At 67.5% G+C, this 25087-nt stretch carries 21 protein-coding genes and 1 tRNA gene; 13 read left to right on the top strand and 9 right to left on the bottom strand.

Annotation, left to right across the window (positions count from 1 at the left end; genetic code table 11):
- Positions 1–7 precede the first annotated feature (7 nt).
- From BLU77_RS08530 to BLU77_RS08520, 3 genes are read left to right on the top strand one after another with little or no spacing between them, the layout of a single operon-like run.
- Entirely contained in the window at positions 8–904 is an 897-nt protein-coding gene (locus BLU77_RS08530) for a carbohydrate ABC transporter permease (RefSeq protein ID WP_089772542.1), read from the top strand.
- Positions 904–1803, top strand: a complete 900-nt coding sequence (locus BLU77_RS08525; protein WP_089772541.1) for a carbohydrate ABC transporter permease — start codon at positions 904–906, stop codon at positions 1801–1803. Before BLU77_RS08530 ends, BLU77_RS08525 begins: the two co-directional genes overlap by 1 nt.
- 54 nt (positions 1804–1857) lie before the next feature.
- A complete protein-coding gene (locus BLU77_RS08520; protein ID WP_089772540.1) occupies positions 1858–3186 on the top strand; it encodes a sulfatase-like hydrolase/transferase in 1329 nt (442 codons plus the stop codon).
- A gap of 15 nt (positions 3187–3201) precedes the next feature.
- On the opposite strand, the gene BLU77_RS08515 is transcribed toward BLU77_RS08520, so the two are convergent.
- Positions 3202–4161, bottom strand: coding sequence for a DUF4862 family protein (locus tag BLU77_RS08515; protein ID WP_089772539.1), 960 nt, complete (start codon positions 4159–4161; stop codon positions 3202–3204).
- A gap of 81 nt (positions 4162–4242) precedes the next feature.
- On the opposite strand from BLU77_RS08515, the gene BLU77_RS08510 reads away from it, so the two are divergent.
- On the top strand, positions 4243–5235 hold the full coding sequence (locus BLU77_RS08510) for a Gfo/Idh/MocA family protein (RefSeq protein WP_089772538.1): 993 nt from the start codon (positions 4243–4245) through the stop codon (positions 5233–5235).
- 167 nt (positions 5236–5402) lie between these two features.
- Here the strand turns inward: BLU77_RS08510 and BLU77_RS08505 are convergent, their stop codons facing one another.
- The gene (locus BLU77_RS08505; RefSeq protein ID WP_089772537.1) at positions 5403–6260 is read right to left on the bottom strand and encodes an IclR family transcriptional regulator; all 858 of its coding nucleotides are present in this window, start codon (positions 6258–6260) and stop codon (positions 5403–5405) included.
- A gap of 180 nt (positions 6261–6440) precedes the next feature.
- On the opposite strand from BLU77_RS08505, the gene BLU77_RS08500 reads away from it, so the two are divergent.
- The 6 genes from BLU77_RS08500 to BLU77_RS08475 all read left to right on the top strand — a co-directional run bounded on the left by BLU77_RS08500 (position 6441) and on the right by BLU77_RS08475 (position 11531).
- Complete coding sequence (locus BLU77_RS08500) at positions 6441–7532, top strand: mandelate racemase/muconate lactonizing enzyme family protein (RefSeq protein ID WP_089773083.1); 1092 nt, start codon at positions 6441–6443, stop codon at positions 7530–7532.
- Positions 7529–8176, top strand: a complete 648-nt coding sequence (locus BLU77_RS08495; RefSeq protein ID WP_089772536.1) for an ABC transporter permease — start codon at positions 7529–7531, stop codon at positions 8174–8176. The genes BLU77_RS08500 and BLU77_RS08495 overlap by 4 nt, the downstream gene beginning before the upstream one ends.
- A 4-nt stretch (positions 8177–8180) precedes the next feature.
- The gene (locus BLU77_RS08490; protein ID WP_089773082.1) at positions 8181–9176 is read left to right on the top strand and encodes an ABC transporter ATP-binding protein; all 996 of its coding nucleotides are present in this window, start codon (positions 8181–8183) and stop codon (positions 9174–9176) included.
- Positions 9173–9967, top strand: coding sequence for an ABC transporter permease (locus BLU77_RS08485; protein ID WP_089772535.1), 795 nt, complete (start codon positions 9173–9175; stop codon positions 9965–9967). Before BLU77_RS08490 ends, BLU77_RS08485 begins: the two co-directional genes overlap by 4 nt.
- A 32-nt stretch (positions 9968–9999) precedes the next feature.
- Positions 10000–10950: a glycine betaine ABC transporter substrate-binding protein gene (locus BLU77_RS08480; protein WP_089772534.1), complete on the top strand. Its 951-nt coding sequence runs from the start codon at positions 10000–10002 to the stop codon at positions 10948–10950.
- 101 nt (positions 10951–11051) lie between these two features.
- The gene (locus BLU77_RS08475; protein WP_089772533.1) at positions 11052–11531 is read left to right on the top strand and encodes a DUF6328 family protein; all 480 of its coding nucleotides are present in this window, start codon (positions 11052–11054) and stop codon (positions 11529–11531) included.
- Between the two features lie 56 nt (positions 11532–11587).
- Here BLU77_RS08475 and BLU77_RS08470 read toward each other — a convergent pair whose 3' ends face one another.
- The 5 genes from BLU77_RS08470 to BLU77_RS22900 form a co-directional block, all read right to left on the bottom strand.
- Positions 11588–12472: a phosphotransferase family protein gene (locus BLU77_RS08470; RefSeq protein WP_175476991.1), complete on the bottom strand. Its 885-nt coding sequence runs from the start codon at positions 12470–12472 to the stop codon at positions 11588–11590.
- A gap of 126 nt (positions 12473–12598) precedes the next feature.
- A complete protein-coding gene (locus tag BLU77_RS08465; RefSeq protein WP_089772531.1) occupies positions 12599–14587 on the bottom strand; it encodes a DUF7927 domain-containing protein in 1989 nt (662 codons plus the stop codon).
- Positions 14548–16122: a CshA/CshB family fibrillar adhesin-related protein gene (locus BLU77_RS08460; protein WP_139177675.1), complete on the bottom strand. Its 1575-nt coding sequence runs from the start codon at positions 16120–16122 to the stop codon at positions 14548–14550. The genes BLU77_RS08465 and BLU77_RS08460 overlap by 40 nt, the downstream gene beginning before the upstream one ends.
- A gap of 426 nt (positions 16123–16548) precedes the next feature.
- Positions 16549–16636 (bottom strand) — tRNA-Leu (locus BLU77_RS08455).
- Between the two features lie 203 nt (positions 16637–16839).
- Entirely contained in the window at positions 16840–19656 is a 2817-nt protein-coding gene (locus BLU77_RS22900; protein WP_175476990.1) for a S8 family serine peptidase, read from the bottom strand.
- 381 nt (positions 19657–20037) lie between these two features.
- Here BLU77_RS22900 and BLU77_RS08445 point away from each other — a divergent pair, with 381 nt between their 5' ends.
- On the top strand, positions 20038–22119 hold the full coding sequence (locus tag BLU77_RS08445) for a M3 family metallopeptidase (protein WP_089772528.1): 2082 nt from the start codon (positions 20038–20040) through the stop codon (positions 22117–22119).
- Positions 22119–23450 carry a M20/M25/M40 family metallo-hydrolase gene (locus BLU77_RS08440; RefSeq protein ID WP_089772527.1) on the top strand — a complete coding sequence of 444 codons (1332 nt, stop codon included), beginning with the start codon at positions 22119–22121 and terminating at the stop codon, positions 23448–23450. Before BLU77_RS08445 ends, BLU77_RS08440 begins: the two co-directional genes overlap by 1 nt.
- A 9-nt stretch (positions 23451–23459) precedes the next feature.
- Here BLU77_RS08440 and BLU77_RS08435 read toward each other — a convergent pair whose 3' ends face one another.
- Positions 23460–23678 carry a DUF5703 family protein gene (locus tag BLU77_RS08435; RefSeq protein WP_089772526.1) on the bottom strand — a complete coding sequence of 73 codons (219 nt, stop codon included), beginning with the start codon at positions 23676–23678 and terminating at the stop codon, positions 23460–23462.
- A 132-nt stretch (positions 23679–23810) separates the two neighbouring features.
- On the opposite strand from BLU77_RS08435, the gene BLU77_RS08430 reads away from it, so the two are divergent.
- Positions 23811–24107 (top strand): DNA primase, encoded by a 297-nt coding sequence (locus BLU77_RS08430; RefSeq protein ID WP_089772525.1) that lies wholly within the window; start codon positions 23811–23813, stop codon positions 24105–24107.
- A 3-nt stretch (positions 24108–24110) separates the two neighbouring features.
- Here the strand turns inward: BLU77_RS08430 and BLU77_RS08425 are convergent, their stop codons facing one another.
- Positions 24111–25067 (bottom strand): aldo/keto reductase, encoded by a 957-nt coding sequence (locus tag BLU77_RS08425; protein WP_089772524.1) that lies wholly within the window; start codon positions 25065–25067, stop codon positions 24111–24113.
- Positions 25068–25087 lie beyond the last annotated feature (20 nt).

Genomic DNA, 25087 nt, shown 5'->3' with positions numbered 1-25087 from the left:
GGTGACGATGACGACGCGCCGGACCTCCCTGCAGGCGTACCTGTTGAGCGCTCCGGCGCTCGTCATCGTCGCCCTGCTGTTCCTGTTCCCCTCGATCTACAACGTCATCCTGTCGCTGCAGGAGATCTCCCCGTTCCAAGGCCCGGGCGACGGCGAGTGGACCGGGCTGGGCAACTTCGAGTACGTCTTCGGCAACCCGGAGTTCTGGGCGATCGCCCGGAACACGGTCTTCTGGCTCACCGCCCTGACCGTGCTGCTGCGGATCGTGTTCGGACTCGCCCTCGCCGTCGCGCTGCACTCGCCGGTGCTGCGCCGGTGGAAGGTCCGCGGGCTGGCGCGCACACTCGTGCTCATCCCGTGGATGGTGCCGCAGGTGGTCGCGATCGCCTCGTGGCGCTGGCTCCTGGACGGTAGCTCCGGTGTGCTCAACCAGGTGCTCGTCGGATCCGGGCTCACCGACTCCGGAGTGGCGTTCCTCGCCCAGACGAGCACCGTGTGGTGGAGCATCGTGGCGATCATCGTGTGGCGTGAGCTGCCCTTCGTGGTGATGGTGCTCCTTGCCGGTCTGCAGTCGATCCCCGACGAGCAGTACGAGGCTGCATCGCTCGACGGCGCCGGCCGGATCCGCGCGTTCCGCAGCATCACGGTGCCGAATCTACGGCCCGTGCTGACAGTGGTGGTGCTGGTGACCGTGATCCAGACCTTCAACAACTTCGTCTACGTCTGGCTCACCACCGGTGGCGGACCAGGCACCTATACGGCGGTGCTCGCGACCGAGCTCTACTCGATGGCGTTCTTCGCCAACAAGCTGGGCGCCGGTGCAGCCATCGGTCTGGTGATGACGATGATCATGGCCGTGTTCGCCATCCTCTACATGCGCGCGACCCGGACGGAGGACCAGTGATGAGCGCCGTGACCCAGCGGGAGGCTGCACCCGCGCCCAGCCGGCTTCGCGCGCGACGCCGGGACAGCTCAGCGCGCCGCGCGAGCGACCTCGTGCTGCTCGTGCCGCTCGCCGTGGTGCTGCTCGCCATCATCTTCCCGGTGCTGTGGATGGTCTACAGCGCCCTCCGCCCGGTGCAGGACATCGCCGCCGGCGTGAGCTGGTCGACGCTCCTGGACAACATCAGCCTGGATGCCTTCGCCCGGCTGTTCGAGGCCACGAACTTCGAGCAGTACATCCTGAACTCGCTCCTGGTGTGCCTCGTCGGCACGTTCTGCACCGTGATCGTCGCCAGCCTGGCCGGCTTTGCCCTCTCGCGCTACTCCTTCCGGGGCAGGGGAGCGATGTTCCTGTTGCTCGTGGCTACCCAGCTGCTTCCGTTCGTCGTACTGATCACACCGGTGTATCTGTTCTTCTCACAGCTCGGCCTGCTCAACAGCTACCCGGGCATCGTGCTGGTGTACGTCGCGATGACCCTGCCACTCGCGGTGCTCCTGATGAGCGGATTCTTCAACGGCGTACCGCGCACCCTGGACGAGGCGGCGCGCATGGACGGCGCATCGACCTTGACCGTGCTCGCGCGAGTGATCGCTCCGTTGGTCTGGCCGGGGATCGTGACCGTCTCGGTGACGGCGTTCATCGCGATGTGGGAGGAGTTCCTCTTCGCCCAGGTGTTCCTCACCGACGATTCGTTGAAGACCGCGCAGGTCGGCTTGGCGGGTCTGTTCGGTGAGTACGGCACCGACTGGGGCGTGGTGATGGCGGCGTCCACCATCGCTGCCGCACCGACGATCATTCTGTTCTCGTTCCTGCAGCGGCGCCTGGTGGCGGGTGTGGCCGCGGGCGCCGTCAAGGGCTGAGGGATCGTCCGCCTCTTCTCCACCGACCAATCCGACCGTGCTCTGCGAGGAACCATGACCGACTCGACCGCCCGCCCGAACATCGTCGTCCTCTATGCCGACGACCTGGGCTGGGGTGACCTCGGCTGTTTCGGCGCCGAGTTCGAGACCCCGGCCCTGGACGGCCTGTGCGCCTCCGGCGTGAAGCTGTCGCAGTGGTACTCCAACTCTCCGGTGTGTTCACCGTCGCGGGCTTCCCTGCTCACCGGGAAGTACCCGGCGCACGCAGGGGTGGAGGCGATTCTGGGCGGGACGCGACGCACCCCCGGACTGCCCCAGCAGGACACCCTCGCAAGCGAGCTGCGCCGTCGGGGGTATCGCACCGGACTGTTCGGCAAGTGGCACTTGGGAGCCTCGGACGAGTACAGCCCGAGCCAGTACGGCTTCGAGGAGACCTTCGGCATCCGCGCCGGATGCGTGGACTACTACTCGCACATCTTCTACTGGGGCGACCACAACCCGATCCACGACTTGTGGGACGACGACGAGGAGGTCTGGCTGAACGGCGAGTACCTCACCACGGTGATCGGCGACCGGGCCGCCGACTTCATCGACCGGCACGCCGACGAACCGTTCTTCTGTTTCGTCCCGTTCAACGCCCCGCACTACCCGATGCACGCTCCGGCCGAGTACATGGACCGCTTCGCCCACCTGCCCGAGGGGCGCCAGGAGATGGCGGCGATGGTGGCGGCGATGGATGACGCCGTCGGAACGATCCTGGCGGCGCTGACCGAGCACGGACTGGCTGAGAACACGCTGGTGTTCTTCTCCTCCGACAACGGCCCCTCCGCAGAGAGCCGGAACTGGCTGGACGGGGAGGAGATCTCCTACGACGGCGGCTGGGCCGGCGGTCTGCGCGGCACCAAGGGATCGGTCTTCGAGGGCGGCGTGCGCGAGCCCAGCATCATCTCCTGGCCCGCTCGGCTACCTGCTGGCGTCGAGTACGAGTCCGTCGGGATGATGATGGACGTGCTCCCCACGGTGCTGCACGCCGTGGACGGAACGCCCGCCGAGGCGGAGTCGATCGATGGCGTCTCCCTCCTGGAGGCCCTGACGGCGGCCGGTGCGCCGGGTGCGGGTGGTCCCGATCGTTCGGTGTACTGGACCTATGAGGGCCAGTGGGCCGTGCGGCGCGGCGACCTCAAGCTCGTGCACGAGGCACGTGAGGGGATGGACCCACCGGCGGCCGTGGTGCAGGCGCTCTATGACGTGACGACCGACCCGGCAGAGACCACCGACGTCTCGGCTGAACGAGGGGAGCAGCTCGCGGCACTCACCGAGGAGCTGAGCATCTTCCAGGCGAAGAACCGCGCATGGGTGGAGGCGGAGGCACCTGTTCGTTGACTGTGCGGCCATGACTCAGTCGCGGGCAGCGAGCACCCGTTCCACGCCGTTACGGATCAGGGCCACCCGGTGCTCCAGCGGGGCGCCCTGCGGGCGGCACCCGACCTTGAGGCCGCACCACACATGCGGGCCCGCCGCCGTGAGAGTGGTGGTAGCGCGGGCGTCGGTGAGCAGCGAGCCTCCGGCTCCCGTGCCGGTGCGGTCCGGGGCGAACGAGGGGTGCGCGTCGGCCCAGGGCGCCCCGTAGTCGGTGGCCACGGCAGCCACTCCGGAGAAGACCACGCCGGCCAGCACACCGGCCTCGCGGATCGACCGGACCTGCTCAGGCACCAGATCCGGATCGCCGAGCTCGATGGCTGAACGGCCCCAGTTCACCATCATGCCGGTGCCTGTGGCCGCGTCGGCGATCGCTTGAAGTTCCTCCGCCACGGAGAGGAAACCCTTGGCGGTCGGTCTGCCGCGGCTACGTTCGTCGCAGTGCTCGATGAGCGGCTCCGCACCGCCCCAGTCCCAGGCCGCGATATCCCGGAGCGACTCGGCCAGGGCAGCGGTGGTGCCGCGGGCGGCCGTGGAGGCCGGGGCGCTGTGCAACTCGACCCCGGTGACCACCTGACGGCCGAGCGCATCGTGCAGGCGCGCGACGTCGTCACGAATGGTCGCCACATCGGCCACGGCGCGAGCCCGCCCGCCCCGGTCCGCCGAGGCCAACCCGTAGTCGGGATCGTCGGTGAGCCGGTGCATCACCCCACCGATCTGGGTGATCACCATCTCCCAGCCGGCGGGGAGGTGCTCGGCGTACCAGTTCTCCTCGTGGGGGTGCAGCGACGTGATCCACGGCACCTCCAGACCTCGCACGCCGGGGATCTCGGCGATCCGGTCCAGGTACGCCCGTTCCAGCTGTGGGTCCCAGGACCGTGCCGTGGGGGAGGAGGCGTATGCACCGACGAAGACGCCAGGCGGGGACGGTGTGGGCATCGGCCTACCGATCTGTGGAGGGAGAGACTCGGTTCAGGCTATCCACCCGGCCGCCTTCGCCCTCGCGGCTACGCTCGACGCATGGACACTGTGCGGTGGGGGATCATCGGCGTCGGAGATGTCACCGAGACCAAGAGCGGGCCCGGTTTCCGCCACGCCGAACGGTCCGAGCTGGTGGCCGTGATGCGCCGGGACGGCGCGAAGGCCGCCGACTACGCCCGGCGCCACGGCGTGCCACGCTGGTATGACGACGCCGAGGCGTTGCTGAACGATCCCGAGGTGGACGCGGTCTACGTCGCCACACCGCCGGACTCGCACCGTGACTACACGGTTCGCGCGCTCGAGGCCGGCAAACCGGTCTATCTGGAGAAGCCGATGGCGCGCACTACGAGTGAGTGCGAGGAGATGCTCGCCGCCGCTGAGCGGGCCGAGCTGCCGCTGTTCGTGGCGTACTACCGGCGGTCGATGTCGCGCTTCGCCACCGTGCAGGAGCTCCTCGACGGCGGTGCCATCGGCCGGGTGCATGCCTTCCGCGTGGAGAACCTCCGTCCGGCGCCGGCCGCGGGCGACCAGGTGCCCTGGCGACTGCGCCCGGAAATCTCCGGAGGTGGGCTCTTCGTCGATCTTGCCTCGCACACGCTCGACCTGCTCGACCACCTACTCGGACCGATCACCCAGGTGCACGGGCACGCCCTGAACATCTCCGGCACCTCCCAGGCCGAAGACACGGTGAGCGGGACCTTCCAGGTGGGCTCCGCCGTCGTGGGCACGGGACTGTGGTGCTACGCGGCCGGCGAGGACCGTGACCTGGTGGAGATCATCGGCACTGAAGGGTCCCTGGCGTTTTCCAGTTTCGGCCAGGAACCGTTACGGCTGCGGACCGGTTCCGGGGTGCGCGAGATCGAGGCGCCGTACCCGGCCACGGTGCAGCAGCCGCTGATCCAGGCGGTCGTTGACGAGCTCACGGGTGTGGGAGTCTCGCCCAGTACCGGAACGAGTGCCATCCGCACGGCGCGGGTGGTCGATACGCTCCTCGCCGACTACCGGTCCGAGCACGGCTTCATCTTCGCGTAGGGATCACGGATAGCGGATGGCTGGGCCCTTCGTGCCAGCGAAGACGTCGGCGGCGTAGCCCTCGACAGGTCCATCCATGCGGGAGCACCAGGCTTCTGGCCGTCGTCGGCGCATCGCAAGGTCGTTGACCAGCCGGCGCCCGTTGTCTCTTCCGTGGCTCGATCTGCTCAGCTCGCTCCGTAAGGGCGTGCTGCCCAGCCCAAGGCGTGGGACAGCGCCGTGGCTGCCCGTGCGGTTGTCCTTCCCAGAGCATCGAGGTCTGCGACCCGCTCCTTGCGGGCGCTGACGTTGAGCGCGGCGACTACATGACCGGTCCCGTTGCGTACCGGGGCCGAGGCACCCACCAGGCCGATCTCCCACTCCTCGTCCACGGTGGCGTATCCCTGCTGGCGAATCCTGGCGACCTCTGCTGACAGGTCACTCATGCTGTGCACCCGACTGATCCGGTGCTCCGAGGCCAGATCGACATCTGCGAACCGCAGAGCCAGTTGCTTTTCGGTGTGATCGGAGCACAGCACCCGCCCGGCGGAGGTCCGATGCGCCGGTACGACGGGAGCGGTGAGCCCGGGGGCGCGGCGTCCGTGGGGGAACTGTGTGACGAGTGTCATCACATCGGTGCCGTGCAGCACACACAGGTGGACCGACTCGTCGATCTGTGTCAACAGGTCGTCCATCGGTCCGCGTGCCTCTTCCAGCATGTGCATCTCCTCGCTGCCCGCCGTGAGCGCGAAGAGTTGCCAGCCAATCTGGTATCGCCGGTTCTCGGGGTCCCGGGCGACCAGACCGACCGTTGCGAGTGCACGTAGCGCGCGCGACACCTGGCTCTTCTCGCGCCCCGTGATCTCGGCCAGCCGCGAGACGCCGAGTCCGCCGGCTCGACGTGCCTCGGGTGAGGCCAGTGCCCTCAGGAGGTCGACATCGCGGCGCAATCCGCCGCTGCTACTCACCGCTCCGCTGGTGCCCGATCCGGATCTCGTGCCTGATGCGTCGTCCGCCGCCGCATCCACCTCCGTGTAGTTGCTCATATTGCAACTCTACATGCCGATATCGCTCCGGAAGTTGCTACACCTGCAACAAGAATGATTATGTAGCGGAGGACCCACGCCGACCAAAGCCCCCGACGCCGGAGGTTGCTCCAGTTGGCATCAGTCATGGCATGAGGCAACGCCGTGCCGTACGGGCGCACCAGAAGGGCGAACATCACGTTGAAGATCACCGACATCCGGATCACCCACCTCGAGCAGAAGTTGGATCCCCCCTTCGATGCCGCATGGGATCCGGTGCCACGCACGTCGTTCGGAGCAACTCTCGTCTTCGTCGACACCGACGCCGGACTGACCGGCGTCGGTTCGGGGGACACGATGGTGGGCTTCGCAGCCCACGCCCACCACTTCATCGGCCAGGATCCCCTGCGCATGGTGCGTCACGTGGAGGCGATCGAGTCCATCAACTTTCACGCCGGCCGGTTCTGGCCGCTCGAGGTCGCTCTGTGGGACCTCGTGGGCAAGGTCTGCGGCCAGCCGGTCTCCGTGCTGTTCGGCGGGGCAGTCGATCGGCTGCCGGTGTACGCATCGTGCGGCGAGCTCAAGGCACCGCAGGACCGAGCCGAGTCTGCTCTTGCGCTCCGCGAGGAGGGCTTCCGCGCGTTGAAGATCCGGATCGACCCACGGTCGGCGAGCACCGGCATTGCCGCTGTCCGAGCGGTCCGGGACGCGGTGGGGCACGATCTCGACATCATGGTCGACCTCAACCAGGCCTGGCGCGCACCCGGTGACACCACCAGGTCGATCGACCTCCCGGCGGCACGCCGGATCGCGGAGGAGTTGCGTGAGCTCGACATCCTCTGGCTGGAAGAGCCGCTCAAGGGCGATGACCACCGTGGTCTCGCCGACCTGCGTCGCAGTACGGGTGTCCGCATCGCCGGCGGTGAGATGACGCAGACCTTCGGTGACTCCCTCGCTCTTCTCGAGGCCGACGCCTACGACGTGTATCAGAACGATGTCGTCCTGGCGGCAGGAATGCACCGCTCGCGACAGCTGGCCGAGCTCGCCAAGGCTCGCAACCGCACATTCACGCCGCACACGTGGAGCAACGGAATCGGACTGCTGGCCAATCTGCACGTCGCTGCAGGAGTGGGAGCCGGCCCGTACCTGGAGTACCCCTACGACCCGCCGAACTGGACGCCCGAACGGCGTGACTTCATGCTCGCTGAGCCGTTGCGCATCGATTCCGACGGTTGCCTACCGGTGCCGTCGACCCCGGGCCTGGGGATCGCCCTGGCCCCGGAGGTTGTATGAGCCTTCTCGACTTCGTCGTCGAGCGTCGGGAGGACCTGCTGGAAGCCGCCCTGGGTCACCTGACGATCGTGGGTGTCAGCTTGCTGTGCGCGACGGTGATCGGAGTACTGCTTGCCGTACTGACCTACCGCAGCCGGCTCGGCTCTTCCCTGGCCGTCGGATCGACCTCGATCATCCTGATGGTCCCGTCCTTCGCCCTGCTCGGCCTGCTCATTCCGCCGTTCGGGCTGGGCTTCACACCGGTGGCCATCGCACTCACCCTGTACGCGCTGCTGCCCATCGTGCGCAACGCGACCGTGGCGCTGCGCACGAACGATGCCGCGGTGCTCGAGGCTGCCGCGGGTGTGGGGATGGGTCGGCTGTCGAGCCTGCTGCGGGTGGAGCTCCCGCTCGCCTGGCCGGTGATCCTCGCGGGGATTCGGTTTTCTGCCCAACTCATCCTGGGCATCGCCACGGTGGCTGCCTACGTCAACGGGCCCGGTTTCGGTCAACTGGTCTTCCGGGGCCTGTCCACCTTCGGGGGGCCCAACTCCCTCAATCTCGCACTGTCCGGCACCTTCGGAGTTCTCGTGCTCGCGATCATGGCCGATCTCGCCTTCGCCGCACTGCGGCGCCTGACCATCCCGGAGGTACGCCGTGGCTGAACCGATGATCCGCTTGGCCGAGTTGACCAAGACCTATCCAGGGCAGCAGCACCCGGCCGTGGACGGAATCTCCATGGAGGTCGCGGAAGGCGAGATCGTCGTGCTCGTCGGACCTTCCGGGTGCGGCAAGACCACGACCCTCAAGATGATCAACCGCATCATCGAGCCGACGTCTGGCCGAATCTTCGTCGGCGGCGAGGACGTCACCCACATCGATGCGACGAGCCTGCGCCGACGGATCGGCTACGTCATCCAGCAGGGCGGGCTCTTCCCGCACATGACGGTGGCCGGAAACATCGGGATCGTGCCCTCGTTGTTGGGCTGGGACAAGAAGCGCACGGCGGCGCGCACCGACGAGCTGCTCGAGCTGATCGGCCTGGAGCCGGCGCTCTACCGTCAGAAGTACCCGCAGCAGCTCTCCGGTGGCCAGCAGCAACGGGTCGGAGTGGCACGCGCGTTGGCCGCCGACCCGCCGGTTCTGCTCATGGATGAACCGTTCGGCGCCGTGGATCCGATCGCCCGGGCGGGTCTGCAGGACGAGCTCCTGCAGATTCAGTCGGAGGTGCGCAAGACGATTGTCTTCGTCACGCACGACATCGATGAGGCGGTCAAGATCGGCGATCGGATCGCCGTGCTGCAGGACGGCGCGCACATTGCTCAACTCGACGGGCCGGGACGGCTGCTCGCCTCACCTGCCAACGCATTCGTCGAGCAGTTCGTCGGGGCAGGTGCGCAGATCCGTGGACTAAGTCTGAGTCAGGTCGCCGAGCTTGATCTGGAGCCCGTACCAGCTGACGCAGCCGCATGGGAGACCATCGCCCCGCAGGCGACCCTGCACGCAGCCTTGGACCGCCTGCTCACCGCTCCCGGCCACGCCCTCGCGGTCGTCGGCGGTGATGGACGAGCCCTCGGCGCGCTGACCGTGCCCACGCTGCTCACAGCGATCGACCGGCGGAACGCGGGCTGGGACGCCGAGCTGGATCCCGGTGAGGCGCGATGAGCGTCGACACCGAGCACCGCGGTGCGGACCGGGGCACGACTGCGCGACCAACCATTCTGGCGCGCGGTTGGACTGCCTACGCGGTGCGCCCCGTCCTCCTTGCCGCACTGTGTGCAGCGACCTGGTGGTGGATCTCGGCACGCGAGCTGGACTCCATCGAGGCACGCATCCTCACCGCAGACAACCTCTCCACCGCTCTGCTCGAGCATGTGCGTCTGAGCCTGGTCTCGTTCGCCATCGTGCTGGTTCTGGCCGTGCCGATCGGCGTCGTCGTGACCCGCCGTTATGGGCGGTGGCTCATCCCGGTTGTCACCGCCCTGGGCAACCTCGGGCAGGCTGTACCGAAGATCGGTTTGCTCATCGTCCTGGCGATCATCTTTGGTCTCGGCTTCAAGATCGCCGTCGCTGGTCTCGTCGTAGGAGCGGTGCTGGTGCTGCTGACGAACACCGTGGCCGGGCTGCTCGCCATCGAACGTTCCACCCTCGAAGCCGCGCGAGGAATGGGTATGGGACCGCTGACCGTGCTGCTGCGGGTCGAACTGCCGCTGGCTGTACCGGTCATCGCGGCTGGTGCCCGCACAGCCCTGACTTTGATCGTCTCCTATGGAGTCATCGCTGTCTTCGTCAACGCCGGGGGACTGGGCGGTGTCCTGCTCACCGGCATCGACGTCTCCCGGGTGTCGATCACGTTCGTCGGCGCCGTCCTGAGCGTCACTCTCGCCCTCATGGCCGACTGGCTCGGCTGGATCGCCGAGGACCTACTGACCCCACGTGGCCTCGCCGCCAGGTGAGGCGTTCTCCCAACGAAGAAGGAAGTGTCTCTATGCGTCTGCGCCCCACGATCACTGTCCCGGTGTTGCTCTCTGCAAGTCTCCTACTGACCGCCTGCAGCGACGCCGGATCCTCCGCCGACGGAGGTGACGGCCCGTTGGCCGGTGCCGAGTTGACGGTGGGTTCGAAGAGCTTCGCCGAGAGCATCATCCTCAGTTACATGGCCATGGCCGTCCTGGAGGACGCCGGCGCCACCGTGCAGGACGAGACCGGGATCGAGAGCAGCGCCAATGTCCGCACTGCGCTGACTTCCGGCGACATCGACCTGTACTGGGAGTACACCGGCACCGGATGGATCTCCTACCTAGGGGAGACGGAGCCGTTGGATGATGCGCAAGAGCAGTTCGATGCCGTGGCCGAAGCCGATCTGGAGGAGAACAGCATCGCCTGGCTCGCGCGCTCACCAATCAACAACGCCTACGCGATCGCCGCGAACACTCAGACGGCCGAGGAACTGGGAGTTTCGACGATGTCCGATCTGGGGACACTGCTGGCAGAGGACCCCGATGCCCTGACCATGTGCGTGGAGTCGGAGTTCGCGGCCCGGGATGACGGTCTGCCCGGAGTGCTCGAGGCATACGACCTCCAATCTCTCCCCGAGGAGAACATCAGCACTGTCGGCGAGGCGATCATCTACACCGAGCTCCGCGACGGCGGTACCTGCAACTTCGGTGAAGTCTTCGCCACCGATGCACGCATCTCGGCGTTCGGCCTCACCGTCCTCGAGGACGACCGAACCTTCTTCCCGATCTACAACGCCTCGCCGACCGTGCGGGCGGAGACGGACGAGAACTACCCCGAGATCGCCGAGCTCCTCACGCCGATCGCCGAGGCCCTCGACAACGAAACCATGGCCGCGCTCAACGCCGAGGTTGACCTCGAAGGGCGCACCGCGGAGGACGTCGCCGAGGAGTGGCTCACCGAGAAGGGATTCCTCGACTGACGGCCCTCGGACCGCGATGTGGCCCTCGGCAGTCGCCTGAGCCACCGAGGGCCACATCGTTCACCTAGCCGGAGATCGTGCCGCCGACCGATACTGGTGTGATGAGCGCCACGGATGGGTCGCCAGGACGTCACGAGTCCACGGAGGAGCGAGCCGACAGGAACTGGGACGAGCTGCTGCAGGAGCTGCGTGTCACGCAGACGGGCACCCAGATCCTCACGGGTTTTCTGCTCACCTTGCCGTTCCAGCAACGATTCACAGATCTGCGTAGCGATCAGGTGGTCATCTATCTGTGCCTGGTGTGTCTCGGCCTCGCCACCACCGCGTTCGCGGTCGCGCCTGTGAGTATCCACCGCATGTTGTTCCAGCGACGCCGGAAACCGGAGATCGTTCGGATGGCCAATGGGATCGCACGATTCGCACTGGCGACCCTCGGACTCCTCGTTGCGGGCATCGTGCTCTTCGTCTTCGACGTCGTCGTGGGCAGGGGAGCAGCGATGGTGGCGGCGGGCGCTGCGGCGCTCTTGGCAGCGGTGCTCTGGCTGGCTCTGCCCCTGCGCCTCCGCGGACGCGGCGGGTAATCAAGGGGTGAGCGGACCTTCCAGGCGACCTCCGCCGTCGTGGGTTCGCTGAGCGGTCACAGGTAGCGGGCGAGCCGGTCCGTCGTGCTGACGAGGGCCTCCTCGGTGCCGTGCAGGGTGTTGTAGACGATGTGGTCCAGGCCGATGTGCAGCAGGCAGGCCTTGCGCCGGTGCGGGTGGTCCAGTGGCGCGATCCCGACGGCGTCCCACCGGTTCTCGAGCTCTGTCACCAATAGCGGTACGTCCAGGTTCGGGTGCCAGGGTGCCCAGAACTCCAGCCACGCAAGGTCGTAGAGGTGGTCGCCGTGGCGTGAGCAGCCCCAGTCGAAAATGCCGGTGATTCGGTCGTTGGTGACGTGGACGTTGCGGTTGATCCAATCGGCGTGGAACAGGGAGATGGGCACGTCTGTCGGCGTGATGTCCTGCAGGACCGCCAGCCCGCGGTCGAACAGGGCGCAGGCAGTCGGGTCGGCGCGGTCGCGCCATCCGTGCTGCCAGGGGTAGGTGCCCACCCGGATCAGGTGGTCGCTCCAGTCGGGGACCGGCCGGATCTCCGGGGGCGGTGGGGTGGCGCGCAGCGCCTCGTAGATGTCAGCGAGCTGGGGCACGAGTGCCGCCCACGCTGTGGGGGAGACCTGCTCCAGTGGCGTTCCGGGAATGAACTCGGAGACCGCGTAGGTGGTAGCTGCCGGCCGGTCCTGATCGAGAGAGCCGCGCGCGAGCATGGCGGGAACCGGAATCAGCGGGTGCGCGAGCGTGGCTGCGAAGGCATCGGCGGCGTAGTCCTCAGCGGGGCCGCCCACGCGGATGACCAGGGTCCGGCGGTCGACAGTGAATCGGAAGGCTGCCGACCATACTCCACCCGTGAGTGGGGTCAGATCGGCGCGAGAGTACCCGAGAGTGTGTAGCACCTCGTGGGCGAGGCCGATGTGGTCGGTCACGGATACGAGGGTAGCGAGCGTCGGCGACACCATGCTGCACACTCCGCGCCGTGGCCCGCGCGGGATCGGTGCGTTTACGGCTCAAGGAGCCACTCTGGGAAGTGAGGGCGGTCCGGCGGCCGGTCATCACATCAGGTTGCCGAGTGTTGCCTTCTGTGAGGGTTCTTGCAGGGTGTTTTTGCGGCGTCGTGCGAGGTGGGTCATCCCGGCTCCGATTCCGAGCAGGAGCAGTGTTGCGAGTAGCACGGTGGTGGTGTCTGCACCTGTGTTGGGCAGGTTCCCACCGGGCTCTTGGGGTGGTGTCGGGAGTGCCGGTGGCTCGGGGATCTCGTGCTCGGTGCACAGCGATGAGTCGTCGACGCAGACCGGTTCCTCACCGGTGACGGCGATGACATTGTTGAGTTGGTGGTTGCCTTGCTGGTCGTAGGCATTCACTGTCACGGTGTAGTTGACCGTGTGCACTGCTCCGGCGGGCACCGTGCCGGTGATTCGGATCGTCTCGCCCTCGGTGATGGCGGTGAGGTCCTGGTTCGAGGCCGTGGGGCCTGCTGTCAGGACGGCATCGTCAAGGACGTCGGTGAGGTGGTCGGTATAGTCCACAGCGCCTGCTGCCTCGCCGGTGTTGGCGAAGGTGAGCGTGTAGGTGACCTCTTGGTCGGCCGTCACGGACGAGCCCGATTCTGGGTCAGAGGACTTGCTCGCCTCGACCTGCGGTAGTGGGGTGGTGGTGCAGTCGGTGGCCCCGTCTTCGCATTCGGCCGGTGGGGTATCACCGGGGGTAACGAGGAAGTTGTCGGCTGTGTTGTTACCGCGCTCGGTGTCGGCGTTCACGGTTGCTTGGTAGGTGATCGTCGCAGTCTCACCAGCAGCGAGCTCACCACCGATCTGGAAACGGTCCTCGGCCACGTCCGAGATGGTCACCGAGTCGGTGTCCGACTCCGGAACACTAGTCAGTTCCGCGTCGTCGAGTACGTCGGTCAGGACATCCTCACGAGAGAGTGGGGCGGTGGCCTGGCCGGTGTTGGTCACCGTGATGGTGTAGGTCAGGACCGTGCCCGCGGCCACAGGATCACTCGATGCCGTCACGTTCTTGGTGTACTCGACTGCGCCGATGGGTGTGCTTGTGCAGTCGGGGAACTCCGTGTCGGTGGGGTTGCATACTGGCTCTTCTGGGGGCGTTGGTGGGTTGTCTGGGTCGTTGACCAGGAGGAAGTTCGCCGCGATGTCGTCTCCGCGTTGCCCATCTGGCTTCACCGTGACCTGGTAGGTGGCGGTGCGTGTCTGCCCCGCGGGCACGTCGCCGGTGATGGCGATCTGGTTGCCGTCGCGGGAGACGAGGAGTCCGTCTGTGCTTGTCGGTTCTGAGGTGATGTCGGCGTCGTCGCTCACGTGGGCTAGGTCGTCGATGTGGTCCACCGTCGCGGTGGCCTCGCCATCGTTGGCGAAGAACAGTGTGTAGGTCAGTACGCTGCCTGCGACTGCTGGTTCGTCGCTGGAGTCGACTTGCTTCCATGCGGTCAGCCCCGCACCGGGGATCTGCACGGCGTCACATGAGGCCTCATCGGGTGCGGTCTCGGACTCGGGGACGCAGGCGAGGTTGCGCAGGTTCTGGTCTGCCTCACCGGTGTAGGTCACCGAGTAGGTGATGGTGGCTGATGCGCCGGCCTCAAGTGCCCCCTGCCAGGACAGGGTCGGTTCGTCGTAGGAGACCTCGCCGGTGGTGGCGGTCGCGTCGTTGTTGAAGGTCGCGGCGTCGAGGACGTCTTCCAGATCGTCGGTGAGGGTGGCCGGTGAGTCTGCCGTGTAGGCACCGGGGCCGTCGTTGGTGACCGTGATCGTGTACTCGACGCTCTCGCCGACGGCGGGCAGTTCGGCGCGGTCGGCCGTCTTCGTCACCGTCAGGCGTGGCAGCAGATGCTCGGTCTGCGCGCACGGCTCACCGGTGTCGGGGTCGGCGCCTTCCTCGGGCGGGTCACACTCCGGTGGCACCGGGTTCTGCGGGTCCTCCGGCTCCCAGGCGACATTACGGACGATGCCGTCACCACCGGGTTCGACAGTGACGGTGTAGCTCAGTTCTACGCTCTCGCCGGCACCGAGCGCACCGGTCCAGGACACAGCGGTTCGGCATAAGACACCTCGCCGGACTGGTCCGCCGCCGCGTCATTGTTGTAGGTCGCGTCGTCCAGCACACCGGACAGGTCGTCGAACACCGCGGCCGGGGAGTCTTCGGTGAACGCGGCATCGCCGGTGTTGGTCGCCGTCACCGTGTACGTGACCGTATCGCCAGGGCGGGTGTTCTCAGTGGCATCGGAAGTCTTCTCAATTTCCAAGCCGGGCAGGGCGATGTTCACCGCATGGTCCTCAACCTCACCGGACGTGGACATACCCGTCGCACTGGCGACGCCAGCCTCATCCTGCGCGATCCGCAACCGCAGGAAACTCAGATCGTCACCGCTTGAAGTGACGGTGTCGGCCGGGACTGTCCAGGTCAGATCCACCGCGCCACCGGCGGCAACCACATCGGACTGCTCGCCATCATCGAAGACGCCGTTGCCGTTCCAGTCAATCCACCCCGCTACGAACCCATCGCCCCGCGCATCGACATCCTCAAGGGTGTATGTCTCGCCCGGGGTGACGTGAATCGTCTCGGGTAGGTCGACGGAGTCTTCATCTGCCTCATCGGTGACGTCGTCGCCGGTAGCGTCCGGGGTGTGCTGGTGCTCCGGCTCAGAGTCGACCATCGCGCCGAGGCCGAGTGCCGGCTCCCCGGGCACCCCGAGTTCGAAGTCATCACCGGAGACCGCAGTCGTCCCGACGGCGACTTCACCGCCCTGCCACCCCCGGTCGAACAACGCACCAGCCTCGCCGTAACTTTCCGGAGCGTCACCAAAATCACTCGCAAGGACCACACCAAGCGCGATCGCGCTCTTGCCCCTGCCTTGTAACGCCACGCTGGCGCCGGTGGCGCCTTCCATGAAGCCGACCGCCATCGGCCCGTCCCCATCAGCCATTCTGACGGAGCACTCATCGCCGTCGGTGGTGAAGCGCAGCGTGTTGCTGCTGTCGACCGACGCCAACGTCGAGGCGTCGCAGCCGTCCGCCCGGAACCGGTCGATCACCCGCCACGTCGAGTCCGTACTGTTCGGGGTGGCCTCAATGTACTCGTCGGGCCGAGAACTATGACCGCTGTTGCTTGCTTCAGCATCGGCGATCACGAGCCCTTGCAACGGCACCGGCACACCGTCGAGGGTGACCTGGCAGTCGAAGTTGAAGCTCACGAGCGTGCCGAGGTTCGTGTTCGAGATGCCCGAGATGAGCTGGTTGCTGGTGCCAGTGCCGCCGATGTTGTACAGGTTGTCCAGCCCGTCACCCTCCCAGGTGCCGGGCCGATACGCCTCGGCCTGCCCGTTCAGCCCGGAGATCGTGCACGTCGTGGCCAACTCCATGCCAGCGACGGTGTGCGTGTTCGTCACCGTCTGGTCGCTCAAGCCCTCGCCGTGCTCGCCCCACTCGAACCAGTCAATCGAGTCCGGGTACAGGCCGTCACCACCGGTGGCATACGCCGCGCGCGCGGGAGCAGCCGTGACCAGCGAAGCACCGGCGCCCAGGACACCTGAGACAAGGGCAAGAGCACCCGTCAAAGCAACCAAGCGCTTCAGCGCCGACCACTTCAGGAAAGGACGGTGACCATTACCACTCGAGTTGAGGGATCGTCTGGCACCATGGTGTTGCGAGGCGCGATGTTTCACGAGCGTTCCCTCCACGTCCGAGTCAGCGTGCACGCGGCACACCGCGCGCAAGACTATCAAGGGAATCTAGGGGTTGACCCCGGTCGTTCGTGTGTTCTACGGGTGATCCGTAGTGATCTGTAAGCGTCCCCGTGCTGAGGGAGTTCAGAGCCTCGCATCGTTGCAGGTCAGGCGTGGGGTCCGAGGGGGTGTTGAGATTCACGACATCGTTGACCACCCCAACGCTGAACCCACAGCCCGACACCCTTGCCGAACCACCACAGCGAACCCCCAGAAATGACTTGAGTCGCGACACCGTCTGTCAACGGTGTCGCGACTCAAGACAAGTGGTGTCCGAGGGGGGACTTGAACCCCCACGCCCTATACGGGCACTAGCACCTCAAGCTAGCGCGTCTGCCATTTCCGCCACCCGGACAAGGGTGAGGCGAACACTCCCGAGAGCGTCCGCGACGGCGATAAACATACCACGCACGACACCGCAGTTCGTAACCGGAGCGGCGTGCTCAGCGTCACGGTGGCAGCACCTGTGTAGGCGCGGCATCGGCGTGCCAGCGGGGTCCGAACCTGGTGGTCCGGACCCCGCCGCGGTCAGATCATCTGGCTCCCGCCGTCAGATCATCAGCACTGTCCCTGCACGATGCAGCGCAGCTCGCCCTTCATCTTCGGCGGGACGTCCCGCAACTGCTCCTCGAACTCCTCAGGCGGGTTCCCGTCGCCGTCCCGGTCGATGGTGAACACCGCCGTTTCGGCGGTCTCCACGTGATCGGGGTTGTCCGGGTCGCCGAGGGCGTTCACGGCGGTCAGCCCGATGATGTAGTCACCGTCCGGCACCGCCCAGTCCTGGTTGTGCCGTCCGGCCCGGTACACGGACCCGAGCACGCCATCCCAGGTGTAGGGCGTGAACGCAGCGGCACCGCCACTACGGCCGACGTAGTCGGTGTCCAGGAAGGTGGCCGTGGAGCCGATCGGCTCACCGCGCTCACCGTCGACGGCTGCATACACCGTCAGATCCACCGACTGTGCCGGCGCGTCCAGGTGCACCAGGACCGTCGGGACGTCGCCCTCGGCCATGGAGTACGTCGCGCCGTCCGGCATCAGGTTCCACGTGCCGTTCCAGGTGCAGTCCACGCCGACCAGGCGGTCGCAGGCGGTCAGCTGTCCGAGCACCGGGAGGTCGTTCGCCCCGATGTCACCCAGCAACGGGAGGTCCTGATAGTCGCCTGCGAATCCCGCGTAGGGCACCCGCACCGGCTCGCCGTCCTCCGGCATGAGCGTGAGATAGCCCCCGTAGAGTGCCTGCTCCAGGTCCGCGGCCGGCGAGACGGTCACGTCGAAGGACACCTCGCCTCCGGCCGGAACGGTCACCGACTCGCGCACGTCCACGGTGCTCTCGCCGTAGAAGAAGCCCGGGTCGTCCGGGTTCCCCGCTGTGGAGATCGCGTCCTCGTGGGTGATCGTGTACGTCACGTCCTGCGCACCGTCGTTCTGCACGGTCAACGTCTCCGAGACCGGTCCGCCCTCGCTCTCTCCGAGCGAGAGTTCACCGGGGGAGACCCGCACGGTGCTGAGGATGGCGTCGTCGATGTCGAGCATGCCGGCGCCTTGCCGGAAGACCGGCTCGAGCAGTCCGACGTCGGTGTTCAGCGACCACAGCGTCGGGTCGGCCGAGTTCTGCAGCACGTCGAGGATCTCGGCCGGACCGAGATCGGCGCGTGCCTCCAGCAGCAACGCGATACCGCCCGCGACGTGGGGTGCCGCCATCGAGGTTCCGTTCTTCGACCCGTATCCGCCTTGCTCCAGCGGGACCGTGGACCAGATCTGCCCACCCGGTGCGCCCAGATCCGGCTTCAGGCTCAGGTCCGCGGCCATGCCGTAGGAGCTGAAGTCGGAGATGAGACCCGCGGTCGGGTTGGGCACCGAGATAACCTCGTCGGACCAGGCCAGGTCCGTCGCCGAGCCGTCCTCGATTGCCGCGACCAGGTTGGCCCCATCGGCCAACGAGAGCGCCGCCACAGGGATCGTCACCGGCGGGTCGCCGGCCACCGTCGGGCTGACTAGCCCGTCGACGTTGTTGTAGAGCACCATCGCCGCGGCGCCCGCCTCCTCGGCGTGCACGCCCTTGATGTGGAACGAGCAGTCGCCACGCTGGACCACCACAGCCTGCCCCGTGTAGTCACCGGCAAGCGGTTCACAGGCGAGCGGAGCGTCCGCCACGGCCAGCGGGAGGGTCCCGCTCGTGGGTGCCTCACCACCACCGGACGCCGTGATGTACGGGTACACCCCGCCGTCGGGCTCGGTGGTGAAGGAGGTGGTGGTGAACTCCACGTTGTCGTAGGAGGCCACTCCGATCACGTCGGACCCCGTCCCCGGAGCACCGGTGGCCCACAGCCCGAGATCCCCGGAATTCCCCGCTGAGGCAACGACCACCACACCGGCGTCCACCAGTGCGCTGCTGGCCACCGAGGTCGGATACTCCGGCCATGTGGCGAACGCGGCGCCGATGGACATGTTCACCACGTCCATCCCGTCGGCCAGGGCACGCTCCAACGCCGAAATCATGATGTCGCTCGTGGTGGAACCGTCGCAGCCGAACACCCGGTACGCACCGAAGGTCACGTCCGGGGCCACGCCCCGGACGCCGTCTGCCGTCGGGTCACCACTCGCGCCGGCGATTCCGGCCACGTGCGTGCCGTGGCCCTGACAGTCGTCCGGGTCGTCATCGGGACGAGGCTCGGGTTGGTAGGCGGCCGAGCCGGAGTCCGCGTTGTAGTCGTCTCCCACGAAGTCGTAACCCACGGGTACTCGGTCGGTCGGGAACGTGGTGTCCTCGCCAGTACCTCCGAGGTCGGGGTGGTCGTAGTCGACGCCGGTGTCGATAATTCCCACCCGCACGCCCGCGCCGGTGTACCCGAGCTCGCTCTGGGTGATGTCTGCACCGGTCAGTGTGACGGCCGTGCCCATCTCCGGTTTCTCCGTCGACGTGGGTGTCGGCGGGACGGAGACCGTGAGCACGGGGTAGACCGCCTGCACTCCCTCGGCTCGCGCCATCAGGGCTGCACCGTCGTCGGTCATATTCACCGATAGACCGGCCCATAGGGCCGAGAACTCCTCGCGGACCTCCATGTCCACACCGAGGGCCTCGGCTTCTGCCCGGACCTCCCGAGCGTGCCGGGAGTTCTCGGAAGCGTTCCCGCCTCGGCTGGTGGGCGCGCCTGAGGTCTCGACGAACCAGGCCCCTGTCGGGGAGGACTCGGCCTGCAGGCCGGTCGGCTCCGCGGCCGCACCGTAGTCGGAGGCAGAACCGAGGCTGGTGACGTCGTCGGCTGAGGCCGCACTGATCGGGATGGCGGTCGTCAGCGCGAGAGCCGCTGCACCGCCGATCGCAATGGCCGCGCGCCTCGTCCGGGAAGTGCCGGACCGGAAAGATCGACGCATGAAGGGTCTCCTCATTCGTGATTTCGGGAGTGTCCCGGCTGTGGGACACCGTCCGACGATAGCCGGAACGGTTCACGATGTGAACCGTGTCACAGCCGGTTGCCGGTGCTCGACCGAGGAGCGGCGGGTCTAACGCCCACCGGAAGGCCTGCGACCCACGCAGAATGAAAGCGGCCCCGACGCGTCTGGCGCAGTCGGGGCCGCCGCGCGATCGGCCGTTCAGAGGGGGCCGTTCGGCCGTCGCGGCTGACCGGAACTTCTACGCCTCCGAGGGGGACGGGGACTGATCCCGGCTTGTCAAAAAGTGTACGACATGAGACCCGCGATGTGCGACCGGTTCGGACGAACTCGCTCCGGTCATGCATCAGGTAAGAATGAGGGATGCCCTCGACCTCCCTCCCAGCCGCCAATCCTTTCGCGGCTCCGTCGCCGTTGCCGTACGGATTACCGGACTTCGCGGCGGTCCGCGTCGAGCACTTCCGCCCAGCCTTCGAGGCGGGGTTGGCGCAGCAGCGAGCCGAGTGGGAGGCCATCGCCAGCAATCCCGAACCGGTGACTGTGGCCAACACGCTTGACGCTCTGGAGTCCTCCGGTGCGCTCCTGGACCGGGTGCAGGCGGTCTTCTTCACGCTGGTCAGCTCGGCCGCCACCGACGAGATCCGCACGATCGAGGCCGAGGTCGCGCCACGCCTGGCCGACCACTCCGACGCCCTGTGGCTCGACGATCGCATCTACACCAGGATCGTCGAGGCGGCACGCAACCTCGACGAGTCCACGCCGGCCGAGACACGGTGGGTCCTGGACCGCTACCGCACCCTCTTCGAGCGCGCGGGGATCACCCTCTCAGCCGCCGACAAGGCGCACCTACGCGAGCTCAACGGTCGCATCACGTCACTGGAGACGCAGTTCTCCCAACGAGTCGTGGCCGGTATGGAAGCAGCGGCCGTGCACGTGCCCGATGTTGGGGAGCTCGCCGGCCTCTCGGCCGGCACGGTGTCCTCCCTGCGGGAAGCAGCGCAGGACCGCGACCGCGAGGGGTACCTGATCACGCTCGGACTGCCGACACCTCAGCCAGTGGTCGGACAGACCACCAACCGCACCCTCCGGGAACGCGTGCACACAGCCTCGCTGAGCCGCGGCACCGGGCTGGACAGCGCCTCGGACACCCGGCAGATCGTGCTGGACCTGGCGCGCCTGCGGGCCGAACGCGCCCAACTCCTCGGCTATGCCCACCACGCTGACTACGTGGCGCAAGGTGCCACGGCCGGGACGACGGACGCCGTCAACGGGATGCTCGCCCGGCTGGCCCCGGCGGCGGCGCGCAACGCGATGCGTGAGGCGGAGGACCTGACCATCGCTCTGCAGGCGGACTCACCGGATGCCCAGCTCGCCGCCTGGGACTGGGCGGTGTACGCCGACCGGGTGCGCGGGCAGCGCTACGCCTTCGACGAAGAGGCGCTACGCCCCTATCTGGAGCTGGACCGGGTCCTGACCGACGGTGTCTTCTATGCCGCCGGTCAGCTGTACGGGATCACACTCACAGAACGCCCCGACCTGATCGGCTACGCCGACGGCGTGCGGGTGTTCGAGGTGCACGAGGCCGACGGCACCGCGCTGGGATTGTTCCTCGGCGACTATTACGCTCGCGAGGGTAAGCGCGGTGGAGCATGGATGCACACCCTCCTGGACGCCTCCGAACTGCTCGGGCATCGACCGGTGGTGGTGAACAACCTCACCATCAACCGTCCTGCCCCCGGGGAGCCCACCCTGCTCACCTGGGACGAGGTGATCACTGCGTTCCACGAGTTCGGCCACGCCCTGCACGCGCTGTTCACCGCGGTGCGGTATCCCTCCGTTGCCGGCACGTCCGTGCCGCGGGACTTCGTGGAGTACCCCTCCCAGGTGAACGAGATGTGGGCGTGGCACCCGCAGGTGCTTGCCCATTTCGCCCGCCACCACCTCACCGGCGAGGCGCTCCCGGTCGACACCCTCGACCAGCTGCGCGCCTCCCAGGCCTATGGCGTCGGCTTCGATACGACCGAGTACCTGGCCGCCGCGATGCTCGACCAGGCATGGCACCAACTCACCCCGGAACAGGTTCCCACCACACCCGGCGAGGTGGAGGCGTTCGAGGCGGCAGCGTTGCAGAAGGCCGGGGTGGCGCTCGACCTGGTGCCGCCGCGCTACCGCTCCACCTATTTCAACCACACCTTCGGCGGCGGGTACGACGCCGGCTACTACTCCTACATCTGGAGTCAGGTGCTCGACGCCGACACCGTGGACTGGTTCCGCGACGAGGCGGCCGAAGGCACCGACGGCGGACTCAACCGCACCGCCGGTCAACGCTTCCGAGAGGCGCTGCTCAGCCGTGGGCACGCCCGGGACCCCCTCGCCTCCTACCGCGACCTGCGTGGTCGTGACTCCGTGATCGAACCGCTGCTGCGACGCAAAGGACTCCTCTGATGGCCACCGACACCACGCCTACTCCTACCCCGGCCGAGCTCGATGCCGTTGCCATCTGCCGTGCCCTGATCCGGATCGACTCCTCCAACTACGGGGACAGCTCCGGGCCGGGGGAGCGGGAGGCTGCCGAGTATGTGATGGGCCTGCTGACCGAGGTGGGCTACGAACCGGAGTACTTCGAGTCCGCGGACCGCCGCGCCAACGTGGTGCTGCGCATCCCCGGCACTGACCCCACTCGCCCCGCCCTGGTGGTGCACGGCCACCTGGACGTGGTGCCCGCGCAGGCGCGCGACTGGAAGATGGACCCGTTCGGCGGCGACGAGATGGACGGCATGATCTGGGGCCGTGGAGCCGTGGACATGAAAGACATGGACGCGATGATCCTCGCCGTGGTGCGGGACATGAAGCGTTCCGGGTGGCAGCCCCCACGGGACCTGATTATCGCCTTCTTCGCCGACGAGGAGCAGGGCGGTACCTACGGCGCCCGGTACGCGGTGGAGAATCGGCCCGAGCTGTTCGCCGGGGCCAGCGAGGCGATCAGCGAAGTGGGCGGCTACTCGGTCGAGCTGGGCGGGCGCCGTGCCTATCTGTTGCAGACGGCCGAGAAGGGCCTCGCCTGGATGCGGATGATCGCTGAAGGCACCGCCGGTCACGGTTCTCAGATCAATACGGACAACGCGGTGACCCGGCTTGCCGGGGCGGTCGCCCGGATCGGCGCGCACACCTGGCCCAGGGACCTCTCACCCACGGTGCGCGCCCTGTTGGACGGGGTGTCCGAGCTCACCGGGCTGCCGTTCGATCCGGATGACCCGGCTTCGGTCGACATGCTCGTGCAGGCGCTCGGCTCCACCAGCAAGTTCGTCGGAGCCACCCTGTCCGCGTACTCCAACCCCACTCAGCTCGACGCAGGCTACAAGGCCAATGTGGTGCCCGGCAGTGCTGAGGCGGTGATCGACGTGCGGTTCCTGCCCGGGCAGGAGGAGCAGACGATGGCCACCCTGCGTGAGCTCGCCGGTGACGGCGTCCGGTTCGAGGACGTCCAGCGCGCGATCGCCCTGGAGGTGCCGTTCACCGGTGACCTGGTGGATCGGATGGTGGCCGCCCTGGACGCCGAGGACCCAGGGGCGACAGTACTGCCGTACATGCTCTCCGGCGGAACCGACAACAAGCACCTCGCCGATCTGGGCATCACTGGATATGGCTTCGCACCGTTGCAGCTGCCCGCCGAGATGGATTTCGCGGGGATGTTCCACGGCGTGGATGAGCGGGTGCCGGTGGCGGCCGTGGAGTTCGGCGTGCGAGTGCTGGAGCGGCTGCTGCGCACCTGCTGACCCGCAGGCTCACAAGGTGCTGTGCACGCGAATGATCTTGCGGCGCAGCCACACCTTCCGCAGACCGCCCATGTAGATGCGGTGCCGGGCGAGTTCCCACCGGCCGTACTCGGCCTCGTCGGTGAGGAGCTGGCGCACGTCCGAGCGGCTCGCGGGCGGCCGGATCGTCACCACGCGGAACTCGTACTGTGCAGCCGATCCTCGACGTGTGCGACTCACCGATGCCATACGCGCCACGATAGTGCGAAGGTGCACCTCCTCGCATCGGCGCGCCGGATGAGGAGCAGGTCCGCACGCGCACCGCGTCCGGCACGGAAATTGGCTCTCCGCAGGCCCGGGTCGAGGTGCTACCGTCAGGCCATGGCCAAGGATCTACGTGCAGCGCTCGACCGCGTTCTGACGGCGTTCGAGTCCCATCTCGACGCTGTGGAGGCCGCCCAGGACGAGGACGATCCCGCGGTGCTGCACGCGGCAGGCACGCTCGCGGACGCCTTCGAGGCGTACGACGAGCTGCTCTACGACGAGTACGGCGTGGACACCCCGTTCGTGGTGTACGACGGTGATGAGGATGACCTCGAGGACGACGACCTTGAGGACGATGATCTCGACGACGCGGACGACCACGACGACCTGGACGTCGACGCGGGGCGCGACTGATCCTCAGCCGCGCCGTTCGGGGTAACCGGTGGCCGGTTCGGTGACCTCGTCGAGAGCCGTCCGGATCTCCTCGGGCAGCTGCAGGTCGTCGGCTGCCAGCGTGCCGCGCAGCTGGGCCGGTGTACGAGCCCCGACGACGGCGCTGGCCACCCCGGGTGCGTCTCGCACCCAGGCCAGGGCTACTTCGATCGGCGCGCGTCCGAGCCCGTCGGCGGCCGTGGCGACCGCTTCGACCACGCCACGAGCTCGATCGTTGAGGTAGGGCTCGACGAATCCCCGAAGGTGCGGGGACGCGGCCCGGGAGTCGGCCGGGACGGAACGCCGGTACTTGCCGCTGAGTACGCCCCGTCCTGCGGGAGACCAGGCGAGCAGTCCGATGCCGAGGTCCTGGGCGGCCGGCAGCAGTTCTCTCTCCACGCCGCGCTGCAGCAGCGAGTACTCCATCTCGACGCCGGTCATCGGCACCTTCTCCGCTTCCAGCAGAGTCGCCACCCGGGCGGTCTGCCACGCGGGGTGGTTCGACAGCCCCACGTACCGCGTGCGTCCGCTACGCACGGCATAGGTGAGGGCCGAGACCGTCTCGCTGAGCGGTGTGCCCGGGTCCGGCGCCTGCACCAGCCACAGGTCGAGGTGATCGGTTCCCAACCGGGCGAGGGTGGCGTCCAGGCCGTCCAGGAGCGCACCACGGGAGGCGTCCACCCGGCCGTCGCGGACCCCTGCCTTGGAACAGATCACCACCTCGTCCCGGTCGGCCACCTGCCCGAGCATGGCGCCGATGACCTCCTCGGCCACGCCACCGGAGTACGTGGCGGCCGTGTCCAGCAGCGTGCCGCCCTCCTCGAGGAACACCTTGAGCTGTTCGGCGGCCTCGTGCTCGTCGGTGTCGCGCCCCCAGGTCATCGTGCCCAGGGCCACCGACGAGACGCGTAACCCACTGGTGCCGACGCGCCGAATCTCCATGCCAGCGAGGGTACCCGGAG

Origin of the sequence: Ruania alba (assembly GCF_900105765.1) — a bacterium.
Taxonomy (GTDB): Bacteria; Actinomycetota; Actinomycetes; order Actinomycetales; family Beutenbergiaceae; genus Ruania; species Ruania alba.
The sequence above is the reverse complement of the archived record's forward strand: the minus strand, read 5'-3'. Positions and strand labels throughout refer to the sequence as shown.

Coding starts and splice junctions, on each gene's coding strand:
- BLU77_RS08440 (WP_089772527.1), top strand. CDS start 22,119: ATGGCCACCGACACCACGCCTACTCCTACCCCGGCCGAGCTCGATGCC.
- BLU77_RS08475 (WP_089772533.1), top strand. CDS start 11,052: ATGAGCGCCACGGATGGGTCGCCAGGACGTCACGAGTCCACGGAGGAG.
- BLU77_RS08445 (WP_089772528.1), top strand. CDS start 20,038: ATGCCCTCGACCTCCCTCCCAGCCGCCAATCCTTTCGCGGCTCCGTCG.
- BLU77_RS08490 (WP_089773082.1), top strand. CDS start 8,181: ATGATCCGCTTGGCCGAGTTGACCAAGACCTATCCAGGGCAGCAGCAC.
- BLU77_RS08505 (WP_089772537.1), bottom strand. CDS start 6,260: ATGAGCAACTACACGGAGGTGGATGCGGCGGCGGACGACGCATCAGGC.
- BLU77_RS08525 (WP_089772541.1), top strand. CDS start 904: ATGAGCGCCGTGACCCAGCGGGAGGCTGCACCCGCGCCCAGCCGGCTT.
- BLU77_RS08495 (WP_089772536.1), top strand. CDS start 7,529: ATGAGCCTTCTCGACTTCGTCGTCGAGCGTCGGGAGGACCTGCTGGAA.
- BLU77_RS08435 (WP_089772526.1), bottom strand. CDS start 23,678: ATGGCATCGGTGAGTCGCACACGTCGAGGATCGGCTGCACAGTACGAG.
- BLU77_RS08430 (WP_089772525.1), top strand. CDS start 23,811: ATGGCCAAGGATCTACGTGCAGCGCTCGACCGCGTTCTGACGGCGTTC.
- BLU77_RS08530 (WP_089772542.1), top strand. CDS start 8: ATGACGACGCGCCGGACCTCCCTGCAGGCGTACCTGTTGAGCGCTCCG.
- BLU77_RS22900 (WP_175476990.1), bottom strand. CDS start 19,656: ATGCGTCGATCTTTCCGGTCCGGCACTTCCCGGACGAGGCGCGCGGCC.
- BLU77_RS08485 (WP_089772535.1), top strand. CDS start 9,173: ATGAGCGTCGACACCGAGCACCGCGGTGCGGACCGGGGCACGACTGCG.
- BLU77_RS08520 (WP_089772540.1), top strand. CDS start 1,858: ATGACCGACTCGACCGCCCGCCCGAACATCGTCGTCCTCTATGCCGAC.
- BLU77_RS08425 (WP_089772524.1), bottom strand. CDS start 25,067: ATGGAGATTCGGCGCGTCGGCACCAGTGGGTTACGCGTCTCGTCGGTG.
- BLU77_RS08510 (WP_089772538.1), top strand. CDS start 4,243: ATGGACACTGTGCGGTGGGGGATCATCGGCGTCGGAGATGTCACCGAG.
- BLU77_RS08480 (WP_089772534.1), top strand. CDS start 10,000: ATGCGTCTGCGCCCCACGATCACTGTCCCGGTGTTGCTCTCTGCAAGT.
- BLU77_RS08515 (WP_089772539.1), bottom strand. CDS start 4,161: ATGCCCACACCGTCCCCGCCTGGCGTCTTCGTCGGTGCATACGCCTCC.